Source organism: Pseudomonas sp. Pf153 (assembly GCF_001269775.1).
In the GTDB taxonomy this organism is placed as follows: Bacteria; Pseudomonadota; Gammaproteobacteria; order Pseudomonadales; family Pseudomonadaceae; genus Aquipseudomonas; species Aquipseudomonas uvaldensis.
The window spans coordinates 128,129-149,853 of sequence record NZ_LHVL01000009.1 but is presented as its reverse complement, the minus strand read 5'-3'; the positions used below and the strand labels follow the sequence as shown (position 1 = coordinate 149,853).

Annotated in this window: 20 protein-coding genes; 9 read left to right on the top strand and 11 right to left on the bottom strand. The window is 61.2% G+C overall.

Annotated features, from left to right (window positions below):
• Positions 1 to 39: 39 nt before the first annotated feature.
• Genes AD666_RS05690 through AD666_RS05675 form a run of 4 tightly spaced genes read right to left on the bottom strand, consistent with a single transcriptional unit; the run spans position 40 to position 3,216 of the window.
• Positions 40 to 783 (bottom strand): hypothetical protein, encoded by a 744-nt coding sequence (locus AD666_RS05690; protein WP_053148498.1) that lies wholly within the window; start codon positions 781 to 783, stop codon positions 40 to 42.
• A gap of 3 nt (positions 784 to 786) precedes the next feature.
• Positions 787 to 1,374 (bottom strand): penicillin-binding protein activator LpoB, encoded by a 588-nt coding sequence (gene lpoB, locus AD666_RS05685; protein WP_053148495.1) that lies wholly within the window; start codon positions 1,372 to 1,374, stop codon positions 787 to 789.
• A 57-nt stretch (positions 1,375 to 1,431) separates the two neighbouring features.
• On the bottom strand, positions 1,432 to 1,803 hold the full coding sequence (locus tag AD666_RS05680) for a YcfL family protein (protein WP_003206754.1): 372 nt from the start codon (positions 1,801 to 1,803) through the stop codon (positions 1,432 to 1,434).
• Between the two features lie 18 nt (positions 1,804 to 1,821).
• Positions 1,822 to 3,216 carry a COG3014 family protein gene (locus AD666_RS05675; RefSeq protein ID WP_053148492.1) on the bottom strand — a complete coding sequence of 465 codons (1,395 nt, stop codon included), beginning with the start codon at positions 3,214 to 3,216 and terminating at the stop codon, positions 1,822 to 1,824.
• Between the two features lie 313 nt (positions 3,217 to 3,529).
• On the opposite strand from AD666_RS05675, the gene AD666_RS05670 reads away from it, so the two are divergent.
• Entirely contained in the window at positions 3,530 to 5,428 is a 1,899-nt protein-coding gene (locus AD666_RS05670; protein WP_053148490.1) for a cytochrome c/FTR1 family iron permease, read from the top strand.
• A gap of 50 nt (positions 5,429 to 5,478) precedes the next feature.
• On the opposite strand, the gene elbB is transcribed toward AD666_RS05670, so the two are convergent.
• Entirely contained in the window at positions 5,479 to 6,147 is a 669-nt protein-coding gene (gene elbB, locus AD666_RS05665) for an isoprenoid biosynthesis glyoxalase ElbB (RefSeq protein WP_053148486.1), read from the bottom strand.
• Between the two features lie 123 nt (positions 6,148 to 6,270).
• Between elbB and AD666_RS05660 the strand changes: the two genes are divergently transcribed.
• On the top strand, positions 6,271 to 7,518 hold the full coding sequence (locus AD666_RS05660) for a sterol desaturase family protein (RefSeq protein WP_053148483.1): 1,248 nt from the start codon (positions 6,271 to 6,273) through the stop codon (positions 7,516 to 7,518).
• On the opposite strand, the gene AD666_RS05655 is transcribed toward AD666_RS05660, so the two are convergent.
• The gene (locus AD666_RS05655; protein ID WP_053148480.1) at positions 7,499 to 8,122 is read right to left on the bottom strand and encodes a DedA family protein; all 624 of its coding nucleotides are present in this window, start codon (positions 8,120 to 8,122) and stop codon (positions 7,499 to 7,501) included. The two genes, AD666_RS05660 and AD666_RS05655, sit on opposite strands and share 20 nt — an antisense overlap.
• A gap of 227 nt (positions 8,123 to 8,349) precedes the next feature.
• Here AD666_RS05655 and hemB point away from each other — a divergent pair, with 227 nt between their 5' ends.
• Positions 8,350 to 9,363 carry a porphobilinogen synthase gene (hemB, locus tag AD666_RS05650; RefSeq protein ID WP_053148477.1) on the top strand — a complete coding sequence of 338 codons (1,014 nt, stop codon included), beginning with the start codon at positions 8,350 to 8,352 and terminating at the stop codon, positions 9,361 to 9,363.
• 17 nt (positions 9,364 to 9,380) lie between these two features.
• A complete protein-coding gene (gene ppk1 / locus AD666_RS05645; protein ID WP_053148474.1) occupies positions 9,381 to 11,597 on the top strand; it encodes a polyphosphate kinase 1 in 2,217 nt (738 codons plus the stop codon).
• 61 nt (positions 11,598 to 11,658) lie between these two features.
• Here ppk1 and ppx read toward each other — a convergent pair whose 3' ends face one another.
• From ppx to AD666_RS05620, 5 genes are all read right to left on the bottom strand, one after another.
• Positions 11,659 to 13,161 carry an exopolyphosphatase gene (gene ppx, locus AD666_RS05640; protein WP_053148471.1) on the bottom strand — a complete coding sequence of 501 codons (1,503 nt, stop codon included), beginning with the start codon at positions 13,159 to 13,161 and terminating at the stop codon, positions 11,659 to 11,661.
• An 89-nt stretch (positions 13,162 to 13,250) separates the two neighbouring features.
• A complete protein-coding gene (locus AD666_RS05635) occupies positions 13,251 to 13,988 on the bottom strand; it encodes an amino acid ABC transporter ATP-binding protein (protein WP_053148468.1) in 738 nt (245 codons plus the stop codon).
• Positions 13,975 to 14,625 (bottom strand): amino acid ABC transporter permease, encoded by a 651-nt coding sequence (locus AD666_RS05630; protein ID WP_053148465.1) that lies wholly within the window; start codon positions 14,623 to 14,625, stop codon positions 13,975 to 13,977. Before AD666_RS05630 ends, AD666_RS05635 begins: the two co-directional genes overlap by 14 nt.
• The gene (locus AD666_RS05625) at positions 14,622 to 15,290 is read right to left on the bottom strand and encodes an amino acid ABC transporter permease (protein WP_053148462.1); all 669 of its coding nucleotides are present in this window, start codon (positions 15,288 to 15,290) and stop codon (positions 14,622 to 14,624) included. Before AD666_RS05625 ends, AD666_RS05630 begins: the two co-directional genes overlap by 4 nt.
• Before the next feature lie 21 nt (positions 15,291 to 15,311).
• Positions 15,312 to 16,097 (bottom strand): transporter substrate-binding domain-containing protein, encoded by a 786-nt coding sequence (locus AD666_RS05620; RefSeq protein WP_053148459.1) that lies wholly within the window; start codon positions 16,095 to 16,097, stop codon positions 15,312 to 15,314.
• 254 nt (positions 16,098 to 16,351) lie between these two features.
• On the opposite strand from AD666_RS05620, the gene AD666_RS05615 reads away from it, so the two are divergent.
• The 5 genes from AD666_RS05615 (at position 16,352) to AD666_RS05595 (ending at position 21,569) form a co-directional block, all read left to right on the top strand.
• Positions 16,352 to 17,059 (top strand): FadR/GntR family transcriptional regulator, encoded by a 708-nt coding sequence (locus AD666_RS05615; protein WP_053148456.1) that lies wholly within the window; start codon positions 16,352 to 16,354, stop codon positions 17,057 to 17,059.
• A 121-nt stretch (positions 17,060 to 17,180) separates the two neighbouring features.
• Entirely contained in the window at positions 17,181 to 17,510 is a 330-nt protein-coding gene (trxA, locus tag AD666_RS05610; protein ID WP_053149671.1) for a thioredoxin TrxA, read from the top strand.
• Positions 17,511 to 17,749: 239 nt separating this feature from the next.
• Complete coding sequence (gene rho, locus AD666_RS05605) at positions 17,750 to 19,009, top strand: transcription termination factor Rho (protein WP_053148453.1); 1,260 nt, start codon at positions 17,750 to 17,752, stop codon at positions 19,007 to 19,009.
• A gap of 125 nt (positions 19,010 to 19,134) precedes the next feature.
• Complete coding sequence (gene ubiD, locus AD666_RS05600) at positions 19,135 to 20,601, top strand: 4-hydroxy-3-polyprenylbenzoate decarboxylase (RefSeq protein ID WP_053148450.1); 1,467 nt, start codon at positions 19,135 to 19,137, stop codon at positions 20,599 to 20,601.
• Positions 20,601 to 21,569 (top strand): CDP-6-deoxy-delta-3,4-glucoseen reductase, encoded by a 969-nt coding sequence (locus tag AD666_RS05595; RefSeq protein ID WP_053148447.1) that lies wholly within the window; start codon positions 20,601 to 20,603, stop codon positions 21,567 to 21,569. The genes ubiD and AD666_RS05595 overlap by 1 nt, the downstream gene beginning before the upstream one ends.
• Positions 21,570 to 21,725: the final 156 nt, after the last annotated feature.

Genomic DNA, 21,725 nt, shown 5'->3' with positions numbered 1-21,725 from the left:
AGGGGATACATACCCTCGCCACAAGGGATCGCTGAACCTTCAGCGCAGGATCACCGGCGCGCTATCCCTGGGCAGGTTATTGCGCTGCACCGGCTCGCCGGGTTGCTGGTAGCTCGGGCCACCGAGCTGTTCGCTCATCTGCCGCGCCACATCTTCGCCCAGCGCCTTGGACACCTCGCGCACGACCCGTGGGCGATTCAGGCTGATGCGCACGTCCCGGTGGTTCAACAGCTTGGTGTCCTGGCCTTCCCCCATGGCGGTGAACGCCGAGGTGATCTCGAAGGTCCTGGTGTTGATCAGGCTGAAGTCGGCCACCAGGGTCAGGGCGAGTACCGCCGAGTAGCTGTCGGTGTTGGCCAGTTCGTTGACGTCGCGGGTGAAGTCGATGTCCGACACGGTGCCGAAGAGCACGTAGTCGGCGCCCTTGAAGTGGCCGGCCTTGATGCGCTTGATCACGTCATAGACATCGCCCTTGGACGACGCGGTGTAGGGCGTGCCTTGCACCAGCTGGAACATCCCGCTGCGCAGGATCTCACCCTTGATGTCACCGGTGAACTTGCGCAGTTCACCCTGCTCGATATAGCTGCTGGTGGCTTCCATCTCGTCGTAGCTCGACGATGCACTGGCGCTGTAGGCGCCCGCCTGGAAGTTGCTCTGGGCCGAAACCGTATGGATGTATTCTTCCACCCGCTCCTGATACGCCAGGTCGGTGACGGCGACTTTCGGGGCCGCCTGCGCGCCGAACGCACAGGCCAGGGCCATGATGCCTATCCATGTGCGCATGGCTTAGCGCTCCGTGGTCTTGCGGATTTCTTTCTCGTCCATCCACTCGGCCAGACCGCTCTCGACGTCGATCAGTTGCAGGCTGAATTTGTAGAAGACGTCCTTGTAGTCGCTGCTGCGCTTGACGATCGAACTGATGGAGCCTTCGAGACGGTACTTGGCGGCGATCATGTTGCCGGTCTTGGCCACGGTACTCTTCTTGTACAGGCCGCTCTGGTTCTGCAGCTTGAGCTGGTCGACCTGGCTGTCCATGGCATTGTTGTCGCTGGCAAAGCGCGCCGCGCCGGTCTTCATCAACTGGGTCTTGATGCTGGTGGTGATCTCGCGGGTATCGATGTACTCGCTGGTCTTGTTCTTCACATCATAAACCTGGACCACGGGACGGCCCTGCAGGATGCCGGACTGGGCCAGGGAGCGGGTCATGGATTCGGCGATCATCTGCAGGTCGGTGGAACCGAACTCGTTGGTCACGGTTTCCACGGCCTTGGTGTCGCCGTAGGTGATGTTCTTGTTGCCCAATACCGGGGAGTTGTTGGCGCAGCCGCTGACCAGCAGGGCAGCGAGGGCGAGGGATGAAATGCGTAGAAACATGTGGGGCCTCTCAAAACTGAAAAAGGGAACGGTGCGCGGTGCCAGTCAGGCTTGCCCTCAAGGCGTGTTGATTTCCAACCGGAAATCCACGGCCTTGGGTGTCGGAGCGATGGCCGGCAGGAAGCTGGTCTGTTCGCCATAGAGCGTCAGGCTTTTCCAGGTTTCTTCCTCGGCGATAGGGAAACCTTCAGGTCCCAGCCAGGCGAAGCGGTAGTACATCGTCTTGTTGTTGTAGCTGGTATTACTCAGCTGCACGTTGACGGTCATGTAGCCGTTTTCCCGCGCCACGCGCATGGCGCCCACCACGATGTTCTTGGTTTTGCCCATGGCCACGACCTTGCTGGCAGCGCTGCCCGGTTCCGGTGGCGGCGGGGTGGCGCAGCCGGCCAGCAAGGCCAGGGCGCCGACGGCGATTAGTTTTAAACGCATGTGAGCAAGACTCCGTTCTTAAGGTTGCTTGAGGCTGGCGATGGCGGTCGGGTTGGCGCTCGGGATCACCCGGGCGGCCAGGCCACCGGCGAAGACCTGATTGCCCACGGCCCGCAGGCTGACCACCTGGTAACGCTGATCGACGACCACCTTGACCACGGAGCCGCCTATCGCGCTTGGCAGGGTGATTTCATGCTCGCCTTTCTTCAGGCGCAGGCGGACCACCTGGGTGTAGTCCGGCAAGGTGCGCCAGGTACGGGTGTCGGCACCTTCGAGCACGGCCGAGGTGAGGCCCACGGCCAGTCCGGCCAGCGGATTGGTTTCGTTGATCTGCTTTTGCGCCACGCCACGGGTGATGGCTCGCACGGTGGTGCGCAGGATGATGCCCGGCATGTCATCGCGCAGGGCGCGGCGGGACATGGCGGTGGTGCTGTTGAGCTGGGTCAGGTCCAGTTGCCGGCCGTCGACACCGATCTGGGCGAAGGCAGCGGTGGACGTGTCGGGCTTGATCACCGGGAACGACAATGGCGTGATGACGACATTGCCGCTGATGGGCAGGGGCAGGGGGATGCGGATCGAATCACGGGACGGCGCCAGGCCACTTTGCACCACGATCAGGACGTCGCTGTCATCGTTCTTTGCGGCAGGCTTGTCGAGATTGAGCAGTGCCTGTTCCAGCAGCGGGGTGTTGGGACGCAGCTCGGCGGCTTTGCGATAACCCGGTGCGGCGAGGTTTTTCTCGCCCAGGGCCTCATAGACGAAACCGGCCAGATAATGGCTGAATGCGCTCTGATAGCTGTTCTTGAGGCCGACCACTTCCGGGGCGTCGAGACTGGCCACCGGATAGCCCTGCAGGTCCTTGTACTCGGTCCTGACCCCTTGCTGCTCAGCCTCTTCTTCGCGCTTGAGATATTGCTTGTCTCGCAGGTCGGCGATCACCGCTTCGCGTTCGTGGGTCTTCTTGATTTGGGTCCGAGCGCCGTCAAAGTCATTCACGGCCAGCAGGTTCAGGGCCATCTGCGTGGTCAGCATGACCTTTTCGTAGTCATACCCTTCGTAGCGCCGGACCTTGTCGTTGACCAGGAAGCTACCGAATTGCGCCACGTACTTGGCGGTGTCGAGCTTGACCGCATCTTCCCATTGGCCGACCTGCTGGTCGGCGCTGGTCCAGGCCGCCTGGCTGCCGGACAGATCGCCCTTGGCGCGCAGTAACTCGCCTTTTTCGAAGAAGTACAACAGGTCCTTGTCCTTGCTGTTGTTTTTTTCCAGCAGGGTCAGGGCCGCATCGACGTTGCCAGAGGCGAGCTGTTGGTTGGTCTGGGCCAGTTCGCTGTCGTAATTACGGAAAACCGAACAGCCTGACAGCAAGGTGATCGCACCGAGAGCGACCGAGAAAACGGCACGGGAGGCCATAAACATTCTTCCCTGAGGTATCAGCCGGGTGTGCGGGTCGGGCTGGGGCGATCCACGGACATGCGTCGGAACGCTGTCGGTTCCTCGCATTCGGAGGAGCTTTTTTTGCCTCGGACATCGAGAAGGCGGCGGGATTATAAACATGGCCGTTGGCTATGTAATGGCTTTTCAATTCCTAAATGCCGTTTTTGTGACATCACTTCCAAAGCATGAAGATCCGATGAAAAAGCATCTGCGATGCATATCGGCGCTTGAGTCGAAGGCTGTGGACGTGAACAATGTGTTACTTCTTATTTCCAACTGAGAATTGTTGATGATTGCCCCGCTTCGTTTTCTGGGCTGGCTTGCACTGCCATTGCTGGCCCTGTGTAGCCCCCATTTGCTGGCCGACACCCTTGAAGGCGCCCCACAGGCGCTGCATCTGCTGGACTACATCGGTGCGGATTACCCGGCGACGGTGGAAGCGGGGAAGGTCATCGACGAGTCCGAATACCGCGAACAACTGGAATTCATCCAGGTGCTGGAGGGGCTGGTCGTTGCGCTGCCGGCCAAGCCGGAAAAGGCCGAGCTGACACAGGGCATCGGCGCCCTGCGTAACGCGATCAGCCAACGCCAGGATGGCGCCGAGGTGGCCCGAATGGCCCGCCAGATGGGGGCCCGGCTGGCGGTGGCCTATGAGGTCAGCCAGGCCCCGGTCATCACCCCGGACCCCGCGCGCGGGGCACCGCTGTACGCTCAGAACTGCTCGGTTTGCCATGGCGACAGCGGCGCTGGCGATGGCCCTGCCGGTGTCGGCCTGGAGCCGCCGCCCGCCAACCTGCGCGACAGCAAACGACTGGACAACCTGAGCCTCTACGCCATCTACAGCACCCTAGGCCTGGGCGTCGAAGGCACCGACATGCCGGCGTTCGCCGACCAGCTCGACGACCGTCAGCGCTGGGACCTGGCGACCTACATTGCCAGCTTCAGTGCCGATCCGGCCGCCGCGAAGGGCGAGCAGACCTTCAATCTCGCCGACCTGGCTCGCCAGACGCCGGCCGAAGTCCTCGCGACGCAAGGCCCGGCCGCAGCGGCCACCTTCCGCGCCCAGCGTGCCCAGCCGCCCCAGGTCCAGCGCGGCCCGGCGCAATTGCTCGACTACACTGCCGCCACCTTGGATAAAAGCATCGCGGCCTACCGTGCTGGTGAGCATGACCAGGCCTATGACCTGTCGGTAGCCGCCTATCTGGAAGGTTTCGAGCTGGTGGAGAGCTCGCTGGATAACGTGGATGCAAACGTGCGCAAGGATACGGAAAAAGCCTTGATGGCCTACCGTCAGTCCTTGCAGGACGGGCTGCCGGTGGAGCAGGCCGAACAGCGCCTGGCGGCGGCGAAGGCCAAGCTGGAGGAATCCGCGGGCTTGCTGGGCGGCGATGGCCTGAGCTGGTCGCTGAGCTACATTTCCGGCCTGCTGATCCTGTTGCGTGAGGGGCTGGAAGCGATTCTGGTACTGGCGGCCATCCTGGCATTCCTGCGCAACACCGGCCAGCAATCGGCGGTTCGCAGCGTCAACGTCGGTTGGGGGCTGGCGTTGCTCGCCGGTCTGGCGACCTGGGGCTTGGCTGCCTATGTAATCGATGTCAGCGGTGCCCAGCGTGAGCTGCTCGAAGGCGCAACGGCGCTGTTCGCCAGTGTGATGGTGTTGTGGCTGGGTGTCTGGATGCACGACCGGCGTCACGCCGCGGCCTGGCAGGACTACATCAAGAGCAGCCTGGTGGGCGGTGGTGGCCGCTTCGGTTTCGCTGTCCTGGCGTTCTTCTCAGTCTACCGCGAGCTGTTCGAAGTGATCCTGTTCTATGAAACCCTATGGCTGCAGGCCGGCCCCGCCGGGCATAACGCCGTGCTGGCCGGAGGCGCGACGGCGCTGGTGCTGCTGGTCGGGTTGGCCTGGGTGATCCTGCGCGGTTCGGCGCGTCTGCCATTGGCGCTGTTCTTCAGCATCAACGCGGCATTGCTGTGTGCGCTGTCGGTGGTATTCGCCGGCCATGGCGTGAAGGCATTGCAGGAGGCGGGGATCTTCGGGACCCGTCCGGTGCCGTTCTTCGATTTCGATTGGTTGGGCATCCACGCCGACGCTTATTCGCTGGCGGCCCAGGTGGTCGCGATCGTGGCGATTGTGGTGCTGTACGGGCGCAGCTGGGTGGCGGAGAAGCGGCGGGCTCAGGTTTTCTGATCACCTTTGTGGGAGCGAGCAAGCCCGCTCCCACAGAGAACGCGACGGTATCAGGCGTCGTTCTCGTGGGTCAGCTCCAGCACACGGTCCACCAGCTTGTTGATGCCCGATGCCGCTTCGCTGATGTTTTGCGCCAGCATGTAGGCCGGGGTGCTGACCAGTTTGCGAGCGGTGTCCTCGACGATGTCTGTCACTGGGCAATCTGTATGGGTGCCGCCCATTCTGGTCACCGCGGCGGCTGTGTCGGTATCGGTGCCGATGGTGCAGATCACGCCTGGACCATAGATCTTCGCTGCCAGGGCAGGGGAAATACAGATCAGCCCCACTGGTTTGCCGGCCTCGGCGAAGGCCTCGGCCAGCGCCAGGACTTCTGGCTGGACGGTGCAGCCTGCGCCTTCGACGGCAAAATTGGACAGGTTCTTCGCCGACCCGAAGCCTCCGGGCACGATCAAGGCATCGAAGTCCTCGGCCCTGGCCTCGCGCAAATCCTTCACATTGCCTCGGGCAATCCGGGCCGACTCCACCAGTACGTTTCGGCTTTCGGGCATCTCTTCACCGGTCAGGTGATTGATCACATGCAATTGGGCGATGTTGGGTGCAAAGCACTGCACCTGCGCGCCGCGTTGGTCGAGGCGCAGCAAGGTGATCACGCTTTCATGGATCTCGGCGCCGTCGTACACGCCACAGCCGGAAAGGATCACTGCAACTTTTTTGCTCATGGGCTTTTCTCCAGATTCATGGCGTTAAATGTCCACTAATTTGTCACTCGTTGCCATAGGGTTATCGGGCCGCTACACCTAATCTGCCGACTATCTCCCTGCCTCGCATGACTGGGTCGCATCATGAATTTCATTCTGTATGCCGTGCCGTTCTTCTTCGTGTTGATTGCCGTCGAACTGTTGGCCGATCGCTGGCGTGGTGTCAGCCATTACCGCGTGGCTGATGCGATCAACAGCCTCAGCACCGGCGTGCTGTCTACTACCACCGGGTTGTTGACCAAGGGCGTAGGCCTGGTGACCTATGCCTTCGCCCTGGAGCACCTGGCCGTTTTTCGATTGCCCGCCGACCGGGCCTGGGTCTGGGTTCTGGCTTTTGTGTTCTACGACTTCTGTTACTACTGGCTGCATCGCATGGGGCATGAACGCAACATTCTCTGGGCCGCCCATTCGGTGCATCACCAGAGTGAGGACTACAACCTCTCCACCGCATTGCGCCAGACCAGTACAGGGTTCCTGTTGAGCTGGTTTTTCTACCTGCCACTGGCCGTGTCGGGTGTCCCGCTGGTGGTGTTCGTCAGCGTCGCGGCGCTGAATCTGCTGTATCAGTTCTGGGTCCATACCCAGCACATTCCCAAGCTCGGTTGGCTGGAGTGGTGCTTCGTTACGCCGTCCAATCATCGTGCCCACCATGCGCAGAACCTTCTCTATATGGATCGCAACTACGGAGGGGTGTTCATTATTTGGGACCGTCTGTTCGGCACCTTCCAGGAGGAAGACGAGAATGAACCGGTGATTTTTGGCGTGACCACACCGTTGGCCAGCTGGAATCCCTTGTGGGCCAACCTGCAGTTCTACGCCCAACTGTGGGCCGACGCCCGGCGGGCCGAACGGTGGTGGGACAAGCTACGGATCTGGTTCATGCCCACCGGTTGGCGGCCGGCGGACGTCGCTGCGAAGTATCCTCTGAACAAACCGGACCTGAGCCGGTTTCGCAAGTTCGAGGTGCCGCTGGACGTACGCCAGCAGTGGTACGTGGCGCTGCAATTCTGTGCCTACATTGCGCTGGGCAGTTATTTGATGAATCTGGAGAGCAGCTTGCCGGTCGCCGCCTTGATGTTGGGGTGGGGGGCGGTGGCGTTCGGGGTGTTCGTGCTGGGCGTCGCCCTGGAGAATCGACCTTGGGCGTTGCGGTTGGAGCTGTTGCGGTTGGCCTCGAACCTGCCCTTGGTATGGCTGGCGCCCCTGGTCGGATTATGGCCGGCCAGCGCTCAGCTCAGCGCCATAGCCTGGGCCGGGGTACTTTGTTACAGCCTGCTCAGCGGGATTGGCTTGTATTGCTGCCGCAACCGGCTCACTCGCTGGGTGTCGTAGGTTCGCCCGACCTGGCTTGCTCCAGCCGCTCGGCCTCGAGGACTTTCCTGGCCAGTCGGGCATTCTTTAGCCGGCGGCGCAGCCACAGTCCAAAACCCAACACCAGCAGGCTGCCGAGCACCCACAGTTCATATTTCTTGATGCTGGGCAGAATGGTCTCGAGCGCGGCTCCGAAGTGGTACGCCGCCGCGGCCAGCGCGGTGGCCCAGATGGCTGCGCCAATGCCGTTGAGCAAGAGGTAGCGGCCCGGCGGATAGCCCGAGAGGCCGATAGCCACCGGCATCACCGTGCGCAGGCCGTAGACGAAGCGAAAGCTCAGAACCCAGATGTCCGGATGCCGACGAATGTGCTCCAGTGCGCGGTCACCCATCAACTGCCAGCGAGGCTTGCGAGCCAGTAGCTTGCGCCCATGCTTGCGTCCCAGGAAATACCACAGCTGATCGCCCGCGTAGCTGCCGCAGAATGCAACGACGACCACCAGGTTGATGTCCATGTAGCCACGGAACGCCAGGAAGCCTGCGAGCACGAGGATGGTTTCACCCTCGAAGAACGTGCCGATAAACAGGGCCAGGTAGCCGAAGTCATGTAGAAATTGTTGGAGCATTGTCTGGGTGCTGGCGAAATGAACGCGCAGCCTAACCCTTCAGACACATTCAGGAAAGTATCGAAATGTGTCTCGACGTGAACAATTCCTACAACGACAATAACTGCGACGACGGGTCACAGGTCCAGAACATTGCCGCTCGGGCGCAACACTTCTGTAATGTGTTCGTCATAATGACCGCTTATAACTGTCACGCTTGCCCGTCAGCGCGGGCTCAGGAGTCTGCCGTGAGCTTTACCCCCGCCAACCGTCTTTTCCCCGCCACCCGCCTGCGTCGCAATCGTCGTGATGAGTTCTCTCGTCGGCTCGTGCGTGAAAACGTGTTGACCACCAACGACCTGATCCTGCCGGTGTTCGTGTTGGACGGTGAAAACCGTCGCGAAGCAGTGACGTCGATGCCCGGCGTGGAGCGCCTGACCATCGATCTGTTGCTCGAAGAAGCCGCTAAATGGGTTGAGCTGGGGATTCCGGCGCTGGCGTTGTTCCCGGTAACGCCGCCGGCGCTCAAATCCCTGGACGCCGCCGAAGCCTGGAATCCAGAGGGCATCGCCCAGCGAGCGACCCGCGCCTTGCGCGAGCGTTTCCCTGAGTTGGGTGTAATCACCGACGTTGCGCTGGATCCGTTCACCACCCACGGACAGGACGGCATCCTCGATGAAGAGGGCTATGTGCAGAACGACGTCACGGTCGATGCGCTGGTCAAGCAGGCGCTGTCCCACGCCGAGGCCGGCGCCCAGGTAGTGGCGCCGTCGGACATGATGGACGGTCGCATCCAGGCGATCCGCGAAGCTCTTGAAGTGGCGGGTCACGTCAATGTGCGGATCATGGCCTATTCGGCCAAGTACGCCAGCGCCTATTACGGTCCGTTCCGCGATGCCGTCGGTTCGGCCCTGAACCTGGGCAAGGCCAACAAGGCCTCCTATCAGATGGACCCTGCCAACAGCCAGGAAGCCTTGCACGAAGTGGCGGCGGACTTGTCGGAAGGGGCCGACATGGTGATGGTCAAGCCGGGCATGCCGTACCTCGACATTCTCTGCCGGGTCAAAGACGAATTCAAAGTGCCGACCTTTGTCTACCAGGTCAGCGGCGAGTACGCCATGCACATGGCGGCGATCCAGAACGGCTGGTTGAGCGAAGGGGTGATTCTCGAATCCTTGACCGCTTTTAAACGCGCCGGCGCTGATGGCATCCTGACTTACTTCGCCGTGCGCGCTGCCCAATTGCTACGAGAGCAGAAATAGCCTCCCAGGAACTTGCGATGAATACCGAAGGACTCACTGAAGTTGCCGTAAAAGACGCTCAACCCGTGGTCGAGCAAATCGACGAGACGCCACCGGAGCTGGAGCCTGCTCCCCCGGTGGCTACCGAGCCAGCCCCGGTTCCGGCGATTGCGATCCCCAACCTGGATGACAGCAGCCTGTACATCCATCGCGAGTTGTCGCAACTGCAATTCAACATCCGCGTGCTGGAACAGGCGCTGGACGAGTCTTATCCGTTGTTGGAGCGGCTGAAGTTCCTGCTGATCTTTTCCAGCAACCTCGATGAGTTCTTCGAGATTCGCGTCGCCGGCCTGAAGAAGCAGATCACCTTCGCCCGCGAACAGGCCGGCGCCGACGGCCTGCAACCCCATCAGGCCCTGGCGCGCATCAGCGAACTGGTTCACGACCAGGTCGACCGCCAGTATGCGATCCTCAACGACATTCTGTTGCCGGAGCTGGAAAAGCATCAGGTGCGCTTCATTCGTCGCCGCTATTGGACCACCAAGCTCAAGGCCTGGGTGCGCCGCTATTTCCGTGACGAGATTGCGCCTATCATCACGCCGATCGGCCTTGACCCGACTCACCCGTTTCCGTTGCTGGTCAACAAGAGCCTGAACTTCATCGTCGAGCTGGAGGGCATCGATGCCTTCGGTCGCGATTCCGGTCTGGCGATCATCCCCGCGCCACGCCTGTTGCCGCGCATCATCCGTGTGCCGGAGGACGTCGGCGGCCCTGGCGACAACTATGTATTCCTGTCGTCGATGATCCATGCCCACGCCGATGACCTGTTCCAAGGCATGAAAGTGAAGGGTTGCTACCAATTCCGCCTGACGCGTAACGCCGACCTGTCGGTGGACACCGAGGACGTCGAGGACCTGGCCCGCGCCCTGCGCGGTGAGCTGTTCTCCCGGCGCTATGGCGATGCGGTGCGCCTGGAAGTGGCCGACACCTGCCCGAAACATCTGTCCGATTACCTGCTCAAGCAGTTCAACCTGCATGAGACCGAGCTGTACCAGGTCAATGGCCCGGTCAACCTCACCCGTCTGTTCAGCATCACCGGCCTGGACAGTCATCCGGAACTGCAATATTCGCCGTTCACGCCACAGATCCCGAAATTGTTGCAAAACAGCGAGAACATTTTCAGCGTGATCAGCAAGCAGGACATCCTGCTGTTGCACCCGTTCGAGTCGTTCACTCCGGTAGTCGACCTGCTGCGCCAGGCCGCCAAGGACCCGCACGTCCTGGCGGTGCGCCAGACCCTGTACCGCAGCGGCGCCAACTCGGAAATCGTCGATGCCTTGGTGGATGCGGCGCGAAACGGCAAGGAGGTCACGGCGGTGATCGAATTGCGGGCGCGCTTCGATGAAGAGTCCAACCTGCAACTGGCCAGCCGTCTGCAAGCGGCCGGCGCGGTGGTGATCTATGGCGTGGTCGGCTTCAAGACCCACGCCAAGATGATGCTCATCCTGCGGCGCGAGGCCGGTGAGATTGTGCGTTACGCCCACCTGGGCACCGGCAACTACCACGCGGCCAACGCCCGTCTATACACCGACTACAGCCTGCTGACGTCCGACGATGCCTTGTGCGAAGACGTCGGCAAACTGTTCAGCCAGTTGATCGGCATGGGCAAGACCTTGCGCATGAAGAAACTGATGCATGCGCCGTTCACCCTGAAAAAGGGCATGCTCGACATGATCACCCGGGAAACCCAGTTCGCCCTGGATGGCAAGCCGGCGCACATCATTGCCAAGTTCAACTCGCTGACCGATCCGAAGATCATCCGTGCGTTGTACAAGGCCAGTCAGTCGGGCGTGCGCATCGACCTGGTGGTGCGTGGCATGTGCTGCCTGCGCCCGGGCATCCCCGGGGTTTCCCATAACATCCACGTGCGCTCGATCATTGGCCGCTTCCTGGAACACACGCGGGTGTTCTACTTCCTGAATGGTGGCGAGGAGCAGATGTTCCTGTCCAGCGCCGACTGGATGGAGCGCAACCTCGACAAGCGCGTCGAGACCTGCTTCCCGGTAGAGGGCAAGAAACTGATCCTGCGGGTGAAGAAAGAGCTGGAAAGCTACCTCACCGACAATACCCACAGTTGGAGCCTGCAATCGGACGGCCGCTACATCCGTAACACGCCGACAGGCAACCAGAACCCACGCAGCGCCCAGGCGACCTTGCTGGAGCGCCTGAGCAGCCCGGTGCTGCCGGTTCGCTAGAGGTTTGCGGGAGGGGGCAGGCTCTGCTCCCTCGCCACAGGAGACTCTCACCGCCGCCTGATCAGTGGATATTCAGCACGATCCCGACACGAGCCAGCCATTCCGCTTCCAGGGCGAAGTCGGCCTGGGTCAGTTGGTTTTCTTCCAGCCAGCCGTCGGGAAACATCACATCCAGTTGATCGCCGTCGGCGTGCAGAGCTACCTGGGGCATTTCCTGGGTGCCGCGGATGTGGTGGAACAGGATTGCGAAACGCAGCAGCACGCACAGGCGAATCAGCTTGATGCCGTCATCGCCGAACTCAGTGAACTTGTCCTTGGGAATATTGCGCCGGTGGCCACGCACCAGCAGGGCGAGCATTTGCTGGTCTTCCCGGGAAAAACCCGCCAGGTCGGAGTGTTCGATCAGGTAGGCGCCGTGCTTGTGATAATGATAGTGGGCAATGTCCAGGCCCACTTCATGCACCTTGGCGGCCCAGCCCAGCAGTTCGCGCCAGATACCGTCGTTCAGGTCCCAGTCCTCGGCCACCTGGTCGAAGGCATGCAGCGCCTTGCGTTCGACGCGCACGGCCTGCTCCAGATCGACGTGGTAACGCTCCATGAGCGAACCCAGAGTGCGCTCGCGGACGTCTTCGTGGTGATGGCGTCCCAACAGGTCGTAGAGCACGCCTTCGCGCAGGGCGCCTTCGCAATGGTCCATGCGTTGCAGTTCGAGGGCGTCGAAAATGGCCTCGAGAATCGCCAGGCCGGCCGGGAAAATTGCCCGGCGGTCGGGCTTGATGCCTTCGAAGTCGATCTTGTCCGATTCACCGAGCTTGAACAGCCTGCGCTTGAGCCAGGCCAGGCCCTCGGCGTTGACTTCGCCGTTGCCATGGCCGCCGGCCTTGAGCGCCAGGCCGATGGCGCGAATGGTGCCCGAGGAACCGATGGCTTCGTCCCAGGTCAGGCGGTGCAGGGCGTGTTCGATACTCATGATTTCCAGCCGTGCCGCCGTGTAGGCCTGGGCGTAGCGGGCCGGGGTGATCTTGCCGTCGCGGAAATAACGCTGGGTGTAGCTGACGCAGCCCATTTGCAGGCTTTCGCGCAGCAGGGGCTCGAAGCGCTGGCCGATGATGAACTCCGTACTGCCGCCACCAATGTCCGCCACCAGTCGCTTGCCGGGGGTGTCGGCCAGGGTGTGGGAGACGCCCAGGTAGATCAGGCGGGCTTCTTCACGGCCGGAGATGACTTCCACCGGGTGACCGAGGATTTCCTCGGCGCGGCGGATGAATTCGCCACGGTTGCGCGCCTCGCGCAGGGCGTTGGTGCCCACGATCCGCACTGCGCCCAGGGGCATGCCGTTGATCAATTGTGCAAACCGCTTGAGACAGTCGAGCCCACGCTGGATGGATTCTTCGCTCAGGCGGCGCTCTTCGTCGATGCCGGCAGCCAGCTGGACCTTGTCACCGAGCCGTTCGAGAATCCGTATTTCCCCGTTCTGGGCCTTGGCGACGACCATGTGGAAACTGTTGGAGCCCAGGTCTATGGCGGCGATCAGGGACAGATTCTTGGCTTGGGATGGCGGCATGGTCAGGAAGTCTCGGTCGATAACCTTGCCATCCTGCCACGATCGACCGCTTACGCCAATGATGGAGCCAGGACCGGCGCCACAATGCTTCAGGCCACGGACTCGACCGTCCCGATGAAGTTCGCCAGCTCTGCTGTCTGTGGATGGGCGAACAGCACCTTGGGATCCCCCGCTTCATGCACCTTGCCCTGGTGCATGAATACAAGCTTGTCCCCCACCTCACGGGCGAACCGCATTTCGTGGGTGACCATGATCAATGTCATGCCTTCTTTGGCCAACTGTCGGACCACATTGAGCACTTCATTGACCAGTTCGGGGTCCAGGGCCGAGGTGATTTCATCGCACAGCAAGACCTTGGGGGACATCGCCAGCGCCCGGGCAATGGCTACCCGCTGCTGCTGGCCACCGGAGAGACGCTCCGGGAATGCATCGAATTTCTCGCCGAGCCCGACCCGCTCCAGCATCTGTCGCGCCAGTTCGGCGGCCTTGGCCTTGGATACTTTCTGTACGACCTGAGGGGCGAGCATGACGTTTTCGCCAACGGTCAGGTGCGGGAACAGGTTGAACTGTTGGAACACCATTCCGACTTTCTGGCGCAGACTGCGCAGATCGGCGCGGGCGGCGTCGAGGTATTCGCCGTCCACTTCGATCACACCGTCGTTGATCGATTCCAGGCCATTGAGGGTGCGCAGCAAGGTGGATTTGCCCGAACCGCTGCGGCCGATGATCGCGACCACCTGGCCTTCCTCGATGCTCAGGTCGATGCCTTTGAGTACGTGATGGTCGCCATAGTATTTATGCAGGGCGGAAATTCTAAGCAGAGGCATGCAGTCTCCTTTCCAGGTAGCGCGCACTGAGGGACAAGGGGTAGCAGAGCAGGAAGTAACCGAGGGCCACCAGGCCATACACCATAAAGGGCTCGAACGTGGCGTTGGCGAGCATGCCGCCGGTCTTGGTCAGTTCGGTGAAGCCAATGATCGAGGTGACTGCCGTGCCTTTGATCACTTGCACCGAGAACCCGACGGTCGGTGCCACGGCGATGCGCAGTGCCTGGGGCAGGATCACGTAGCGCAACTGCTCCAGCCGGTTCAGTGCCAGGCTGGAAGAGGCTTCCCATTGACCATGGGGAATGGCCTCGACGCAACCGCGCCAGATCTCCGCCAGGTAGGCGCTGGTAAACAGCGTGAGGGCAATTGCCGCTGCCATCCAGGGCGAAATCTCCACCCCGGCCAGGGCCACGCCGAAGAACACCAGAAACAATTGCATCAGCAAGGGTGTGCCCTGGAACAGCTCGATATAGGTACGGGCGACATGGCGGGTCAGAGTGCCCTTGGCGATGCGCAGCACCAGGACCAGCAAACCGATCACGCCCCCACCTATAAACGCCACCAGGGACAACGCCAGGGTCCATTGCAGGCCCGTGAGCAGGTTGCGCACCACGTCCCAGAAAGTGAAATCGCTCATTGGGCGCTCCGGTACAGGCAGCGGCGGCCCAGCCAGTTCAGGAACTGGCGGATCAGCAGCGCCATGCACAAATAGATCAGGGTCGTCAGCGCATAAGTCTCAAAGGCGCGGAAATTGCGCGATTGGATGAAGTTGGCTGCGAAACTCAACTCTTCGGTGGCGATCTGGGAACAGACCGCCGAGCCCAGCATCACGATGATGATCTGACTGCTCAGGGCCGGCCAGACCTTGCCCAGCGCTGGTAGCAGCACCACGTGACGAAAGGCCTCGAAGCGGCTCATCGCCAAGGCCGCAGCGGCTTCCAGCTGTCCTCGGGGGATGGCCTGGATGCCGGCGCGGATAATTTCGGTGGAATAGGCCCCCAGGTTGATCACCATCGCCAACACCGCCGCCTGCCATTCGGAAATCTGCAGGCCCAGGGACGGCAAGCCGAAGAAGATGAAGAACAGCTGCACCAGGAATGGCGTGTTGCGGATCAACTCCACGTACACGCCGAAAATCGCGGCGAATGGCCGGATATCCCACGCTCGCACTACGGCGCCCACGATACCCAGGCCGACCCCGAAGAGTGCGCCTATGGCCGTCAACTCCAGAGTGAACAGCGCGCCGCGCACCAGCAGCTCGGTGTTTTGCACCACCGGCAGGAAATCGAACTGATAAGCCATGCTCAGCCCCTTAAACGTCGTTCAGAGGTCGGCCGGCAGTGGCTGTTTCAGCCAGGTCTGCGAATTTTTCTCCAGGCTGCCGTCTGCCTTGGCCGTGGCGAGGATCTGGTTGACCTTGTCCAGCAGCGCCGGCTCGTTCTTGTTCACGCCGACATACACCGGCGAGTCCTTGAGCTTCACTTTCAAGGCCGGCACACGCTTGGGGTTGCGTTCGCTGATGGCCACCATCACCACGTTGCCGCTGGCGATCAGGTCCACCTGGCCGGCGAGATAGGCGGCGATGGTCGAGTTGTTGTCTTCGAAGCGTTTGATGGTGGCGTCTTGCGGCGCAACCTTGGTCAGCTCGATGTCTTCAATGGCGCCACGGGTGACACTGATGGTCTTACCCTTGAGATCATCCAGGCCATTGATAGTCGCCTCGGGCGGGCCGAACACGGCGAGGTAGAACGGCGCATAGGCGCTGGAAAAGTCGATGACCTTCTCACGTTCCGGGTTCTTGCCCAGGCTGGAGATCACAAGGTCAACCTTGCCGGTGGTCAGGAAGGGAATGCGGTTGGTGCTGTTGACCGGCGTCAGTTCAAGCTTGACCTTGAGCTGATCGGCCAGCAGCTTCGCCGTATCGATGTCCAGGCCCCGGGGTTTCATGTCCGGGCCTACCGAGCCAAAGGGTGGAAAGTCCTGGGGCACCGCGACTTTCAGGGTGCCGCGCTTGACCACATCTTCAAGACCATCGGCGTGTGCGGGAATCTGACAAAGCATCAAGCTGGCAAACAGGGCAGTGAGCAGGGCGCTGAAACGCGGGGTCATGGCGTATCTCCGGGATCGGTGATGTGGTTTCTGCATTGCGACAGAGCACGGTGCGTGCCAAGGCGATTTTCCGGTGGTGAAAGCCTCGGTTTTACTGGTGAGAGGCGGTCTTACTGGTCTGAACAGTTGCGCCGCATTTCGCACCGTTATCGAGCGTTGGTATTGGCCGCCGAACCCCGCTGGGGCACGACTTGCCGGGCGCGCCGAATAGCTTTACAACTAGCCGCTCACTGGTCCGGTCTGTCGAAAAGAACATGAATTCCATCCCTCGCGCCGTCCCTGAAGTGGCGTTGCAAGCCATCCGCAAACTGATCGTCGAACAGGGCTTCGGTCCGGGCGATGCGCTGCCGTCGCAACGCGATCTGGCCGTGCGATTGGGCGTGAGTCGGGCATCGCTGCGCGAGGCGCTTTCGTCGTTGAGCGCCCTGGGCATGATCAGCGTGCAGCCGGGCAAAGGGGTGTTCGTGCAGTCCCAGGTGGACGTTTCGCGCAACGAGTCGACCCCGGCCTGGCCGTTCGCAGCCCAGGCCTCTCCGATGGACATTTTCCAGTTGCGTTATGCGCTGGAAGGCTTCGCGGCCGGGTTGGCGGCGGTGACGCTGACTCCCGGGGAGCTCGACGTGCTGGAGGACAATGTCGAAGCCATGCGCCGGGAGTTGAAGTCAGGGCATTTCGACGCGGCGGCACGACTGGATTTCGAATTCCATCGACGAATCCTGCTGGCCAGCGGCAACCAGGCAATGCTGAGCATCCTCTCTGCCAGCGCCGAGATCTTCCTGGAGAGCCAGAAGCTACCGTTCATCAGGGCCGAGCGGGCCATGGAAACCTGGCAGGAGCACCGCAAGATCCTCCGCGCACTGGCCCGCCGTGCATCGGGCCCCGCGCAAAAAGCCATGCAGGAACATGTACGTAACGCTGCGCTGCGCACCGGAATCGCCTTTGTCGCCCCCGCTGCTTCTTGAGCCGGGCGATACACGGTTGCATGCTCCGTCATAGCGAGACTCAATCAACTGCGGCTTCCTGAACCCGGGAAGGGCCGCTATGATGGGCCACGTTTTTTTGCTGACAACCCCGGAGAATTCCATGAGCAGCGATCTGATCAAACACGTTAGCGACGCTAGCTTCGAGGCTGACGTAATCAATGCCGAAGGCGCGGTACTGGTCGATTATTGGGCTGAGTGGTGCGGTCCGTGCAAGATGATCGCGCCGGTCCTGGACGAAATTGCCAAGACCTACGAGGGCAAGCTGACCGTTGCCAAGCTGAACATTGACGAAAACCAGGAGACTCCGGCCAAGCACGGCGTGCGTGGTATCCCGACCCTGATGCTGTTCAAGAACGGCAACGTCGAAGCCACCAAGGTCGGCGCACTGTCGAAGTCGCAGCTGGCGGCCTTCATCGACGCCAACCTCTAAGCGCTGAATGCCGTAGTAAAAGCCCCGCCAATCGCGGGGCTTTTTCGTTCTGCGGGGCTAGACGCTCGTAAATCCAGGTGTTACATTCGGCCCCGCACTGGTTTCTCCAGCGCCCCCTGCAAGCCGTCGCCGACGCTCTCCTTTCGAATAAGTACGCGATCCTGTCGCCTTCTCCGCGGCGCGGCCTCATTAAGCCAAAAGCTTAATTTCCCCTCCATAAATGATTACGTCATTCCTATATGAATCTGACTGAACTCAAGCAAAAGCCGATTACCGAACTGCTCGAATTGGCCGAACAGATGGGCCTAGAAAATATGGCCCGTTCGCGCAAGCAGGACGTGATTTTCTCCCTGCTCAAGAAACACGCGAAGAGCGGCGAGGAAATCTCCGGTGATGGCGTGCTGGAGATTCTCCAGGACGGCTTCGGCTTTCTCCGTTCCGCGGACGCTTCCTACCTGGCCGGCCCGGATGATATCTACGTCTCGCCGAGCCAAATCCGCCGTTTCAACTTGCGCACCGGTGACACCATCGTTGGCAAGATCCGCCCTCCGAAGGAAGGCGAGCGTTACTTCGCGTTGCTCAAGGTCGACACCATCAACTTCGACCGTCCGGAAAACGCGAAGAACAAGATTCTTTTCGAAAACCTGACCCCGCTGTTCCCGACCGTGCGCATGAAGATGGAAGCCGGCAACGGCTCCACCGAAGACCTCACCGGTCGTGTCATCGACCTGTGCGCACCCATCGGCAAAGGCCAGCGTGGTCTGATCGTGGCGCCGCCGAAGGCGGGCAAGACGATCATGCTGCAGAACATCGCGGCCAACATCGCCCGTAACAACCCTGAAGTTCATCTGATCGTGCTGCTGATCGACGAGCGTCCGGAAGAAGTGACCGAGATGCAGCGCACCGTGCGCGGCGAAGTGGTCGCCTCGACGTTCGACGAGCCGCCAACCCGCCACGTGCAGGTTGCCGAAATGGTGATCGAGAAGGCCAAGCGCCTGGTCGAGCACAAGAAGGACGTGGTGATCCTGCTGGACTCCATCACCCGTCTGGCCCGTGCCTACAACACCGTGATCCCGAGCTCCGGCAAGGTGCTGACCGGTGGTGTCGACGCCCACGCCCTGGAAAAACCGAAGCGTTTCTTCGGTGCGGCGCGCAACATCGAGGAAGGCGGTTCGTTGACCATCATCGCCACCGCGCTGGTTGAAACCGGCTCGAAGATGGACGAAGTGATCTACGAAGAATTCAAGGGCACCGGCAACATGGAGTTGCCTCTTGACCGTCGCATCGCCGAAAAGCGTGTGTTCCCGGCCATCAACATCAACCGTTCCGGCACGCGCCGCGAAGAGTTGTTGACCGCCGACGACGAGCTGCAGCGCATGTGGATCCTGCGCAAGCTGTTGCACCCGATGGATGAAGTGGCGGCTATCGAGTTCCTGGTGGACAAGTTGAAAACCACCAAGACCAACGATGAGTTCTTCCTGTCGATGAAGCGTAAGTAAATCGGGCGGGATAGACCAGCTAGAGCCGGGGAAACCCGGCTTTTTGCTATCTGTGCATTCACTATTCGGAACGGGCGGCGTTAAACTCGGGCCCCCGAACGCCACGGCCACCATGAGGCTTTTGCATGCAGTATCGCGATTTGCGCGACTTTATCAGCGGTCTGGAACAGCGCGGCGAACTCAAGCGCATCCAGGTGCCGGTATCCCCCGTGCTGGAAATGACCGAGGTCTGCGACCGCACCCTGCGAGCCAAGGGCCCGGCGCTGCTGTTTGAAAACCCCACCGGTTTTGACATCCCGGTCTTGGGCAACCTGTTCGGCACACCGGAGCGAGTGGCCCTGGGCATGGGGGCCGAGGCCGTCAGCGAGTTGCGGGAAATCGGCAAGCTGCTGGCGTTTCTCAAGGAGCCCGAGCCGCCGAAGGGGCTGAAGGATGCCTGGTCCAAGCTGCCGATCTTCCGCAAGATCATTTCCATGGCACCGAAAGTCGTCAAGGACGCGATCTGCCAGGAAGTGGTGATCGAGGGCGACGATGTCGACCTGGCCATGCTGCCGGTGCAGACCTGCTGGCCGGGCGATGTGGGGCCGTTGATCACCTGGGGGCTGACGGTCACCAAAGGCCCGAACAAGGATCGCCAGAATCTCGGGATCTATCGACAGCAGGTGATCGGCCGCAACAAGGTCATCATGCGTTGGCTCAGCCACCGTGGCGGCGCGCTGGATTACCGCGAATGGTGTGAAAAACATCCCGGCCAGCCATTCCCGGTGTCCGTGGCCCTGGGCGCGGACCCGGCGACCATCCTTGGGGCCGTCACGCCCGTGCCGGACACACTTTCCGAATATGCATTCGCCGGCCTGCTGCGCGGCAACCGCACCGAACTGGTGAAATGCCGCGGCAACGATCTGCAAGTCCCGGCCACCGCCGAGATCATCCTCGAAGGCGTGATCCACCCCGGCGAAATGGCGGACGAAGGTCCCTATGGTGACCACACCGGCTATTACAACGAAGTCGACAGCTTCCCCGTGTTCACCGTCGAGCGCATCACCCACCGGACCAAGCCGATCTACCACAGCACCTACACGGGACGGCCGCCGGACGAACCGGCCATTCTCGGCGTGGCGCTGAACGAAGTCTTCGTGCCGATCCTGCAGAAGCAATTTCCGGAGATCACCGATTTCTACCTGCCGCCTGAGGGCTGTTCGTACCGCATGGCCGTGGTGACCATGAAGAAGTCGTATCCAGGGCACGCCAAGCGCGTGATGCTGGGGGTCTGGTCGTTTCTGCGACAGTTCATGTACACCAAGTTCGTTATCGTCACTGACGACGATATCAACGCACGGGACTGGAACGACGTGATCTGGGCCGTCACCACGCGCATGGACCCCAAGCGCGACACGGTGATGATCGACAACACGCCGATCGATTACCTCGACTTCGCCTCGCCGGTGTCCGGCCTGGGATCGAAGATGGGACTCGATGCCACGCACAAATGGCCTGGTGAAACCACCCGTGAGTGGGGCCGGGTTATCGTCAAGGATGAAGCCGTTACCCAACGGATCGATGCCATATGGAATCAGTTAGGAATAGATTGATGCGTGTAACCCTGCAGCCTTCCGGCGCGGTGCTGGAAATACAGCCCGCAGAGCGGATTCTCGACGGTGCGCGGCGCCTGGGCTACGAGTGCCCGCAAAGCTGCCGCAACGGCAACTGCCATGTCTGTGGCGCGTTGCTGGTGGAGGGACGCGTTGAGCAGGCGGGCGAAGTACGCGATCACGGTGAAATTTTCACCTGCATCGCCCAACCCCTGGAAGATTGCGTCGTGCTGTGGGACGGCGTGCTGGCACCGGGTGAGTTGCCGGTTCGCCGCCTGGCCTGCCAGGTCGTGGAGTGCGTCGACGTGGGTGGCGATGTCTGGCGGGTCAATCTGCGCGCGCCGGCGGGTAAGCCGCCACGTTATCACGCGGGACAATACCTGATGGTCGAGCGGGAAAATGGCGAGAAATCGGCCTTTTCCCTGGCCTCGGCCCCGCACTCGGGGCGCAATCTACAGTTGCACGTGCTGGTGCGCGAAAACAGTGCCAAGACCCTTCTTGAGCAATTGCGCCGTAATCCTAACGTGCACGTAGAGATGCCATTTGGCGACACCCACCTGTCCGAACTGCCTGATGGCCCGCTGGTGCTGATTGCTGCTGGTACCGGCATGGCGCAGATGCACAGCCTGATCGAGTATTGCCGCGCCGAAGGCTTCAAACACCCGGTACACCTGTACTGGGGCGTGCGACGTCCGGACGATTTCTATGAGATCGAGCATTGGGACGAGTGGAAGAAACTGCCCAATCTCTTCCTGCATAAGGTCGTCAGCGATCTGTGTGGTTGGGAAGGGCGCTGTGGAATGCTCCACGAGGCTGTGTGCGAGGACATCAGCGACCTTTCTGGCGTCCACGTTTATGCCAGCGGTTCGCCGGCGATGATCTATGCCACGCTCGATGCGCTGGTGGAAGCCGGAATGGACGCCCACCAGATGCGGGCTGACGTGTTTGCCTACGCTCCGCGGGCATGACGGACTGAACCCGGCAATCGTGAGGCTGTAACGAGGAGCAAGCTTGCCCACCACAGCGGGTTATAACTCCCTATATTTCGTATCGGTATTTAGGTTCGGGGCTCAATACCGATAACGTATATAGGCGCGCGATGGCATTTAACTTGCCTCGTTTGT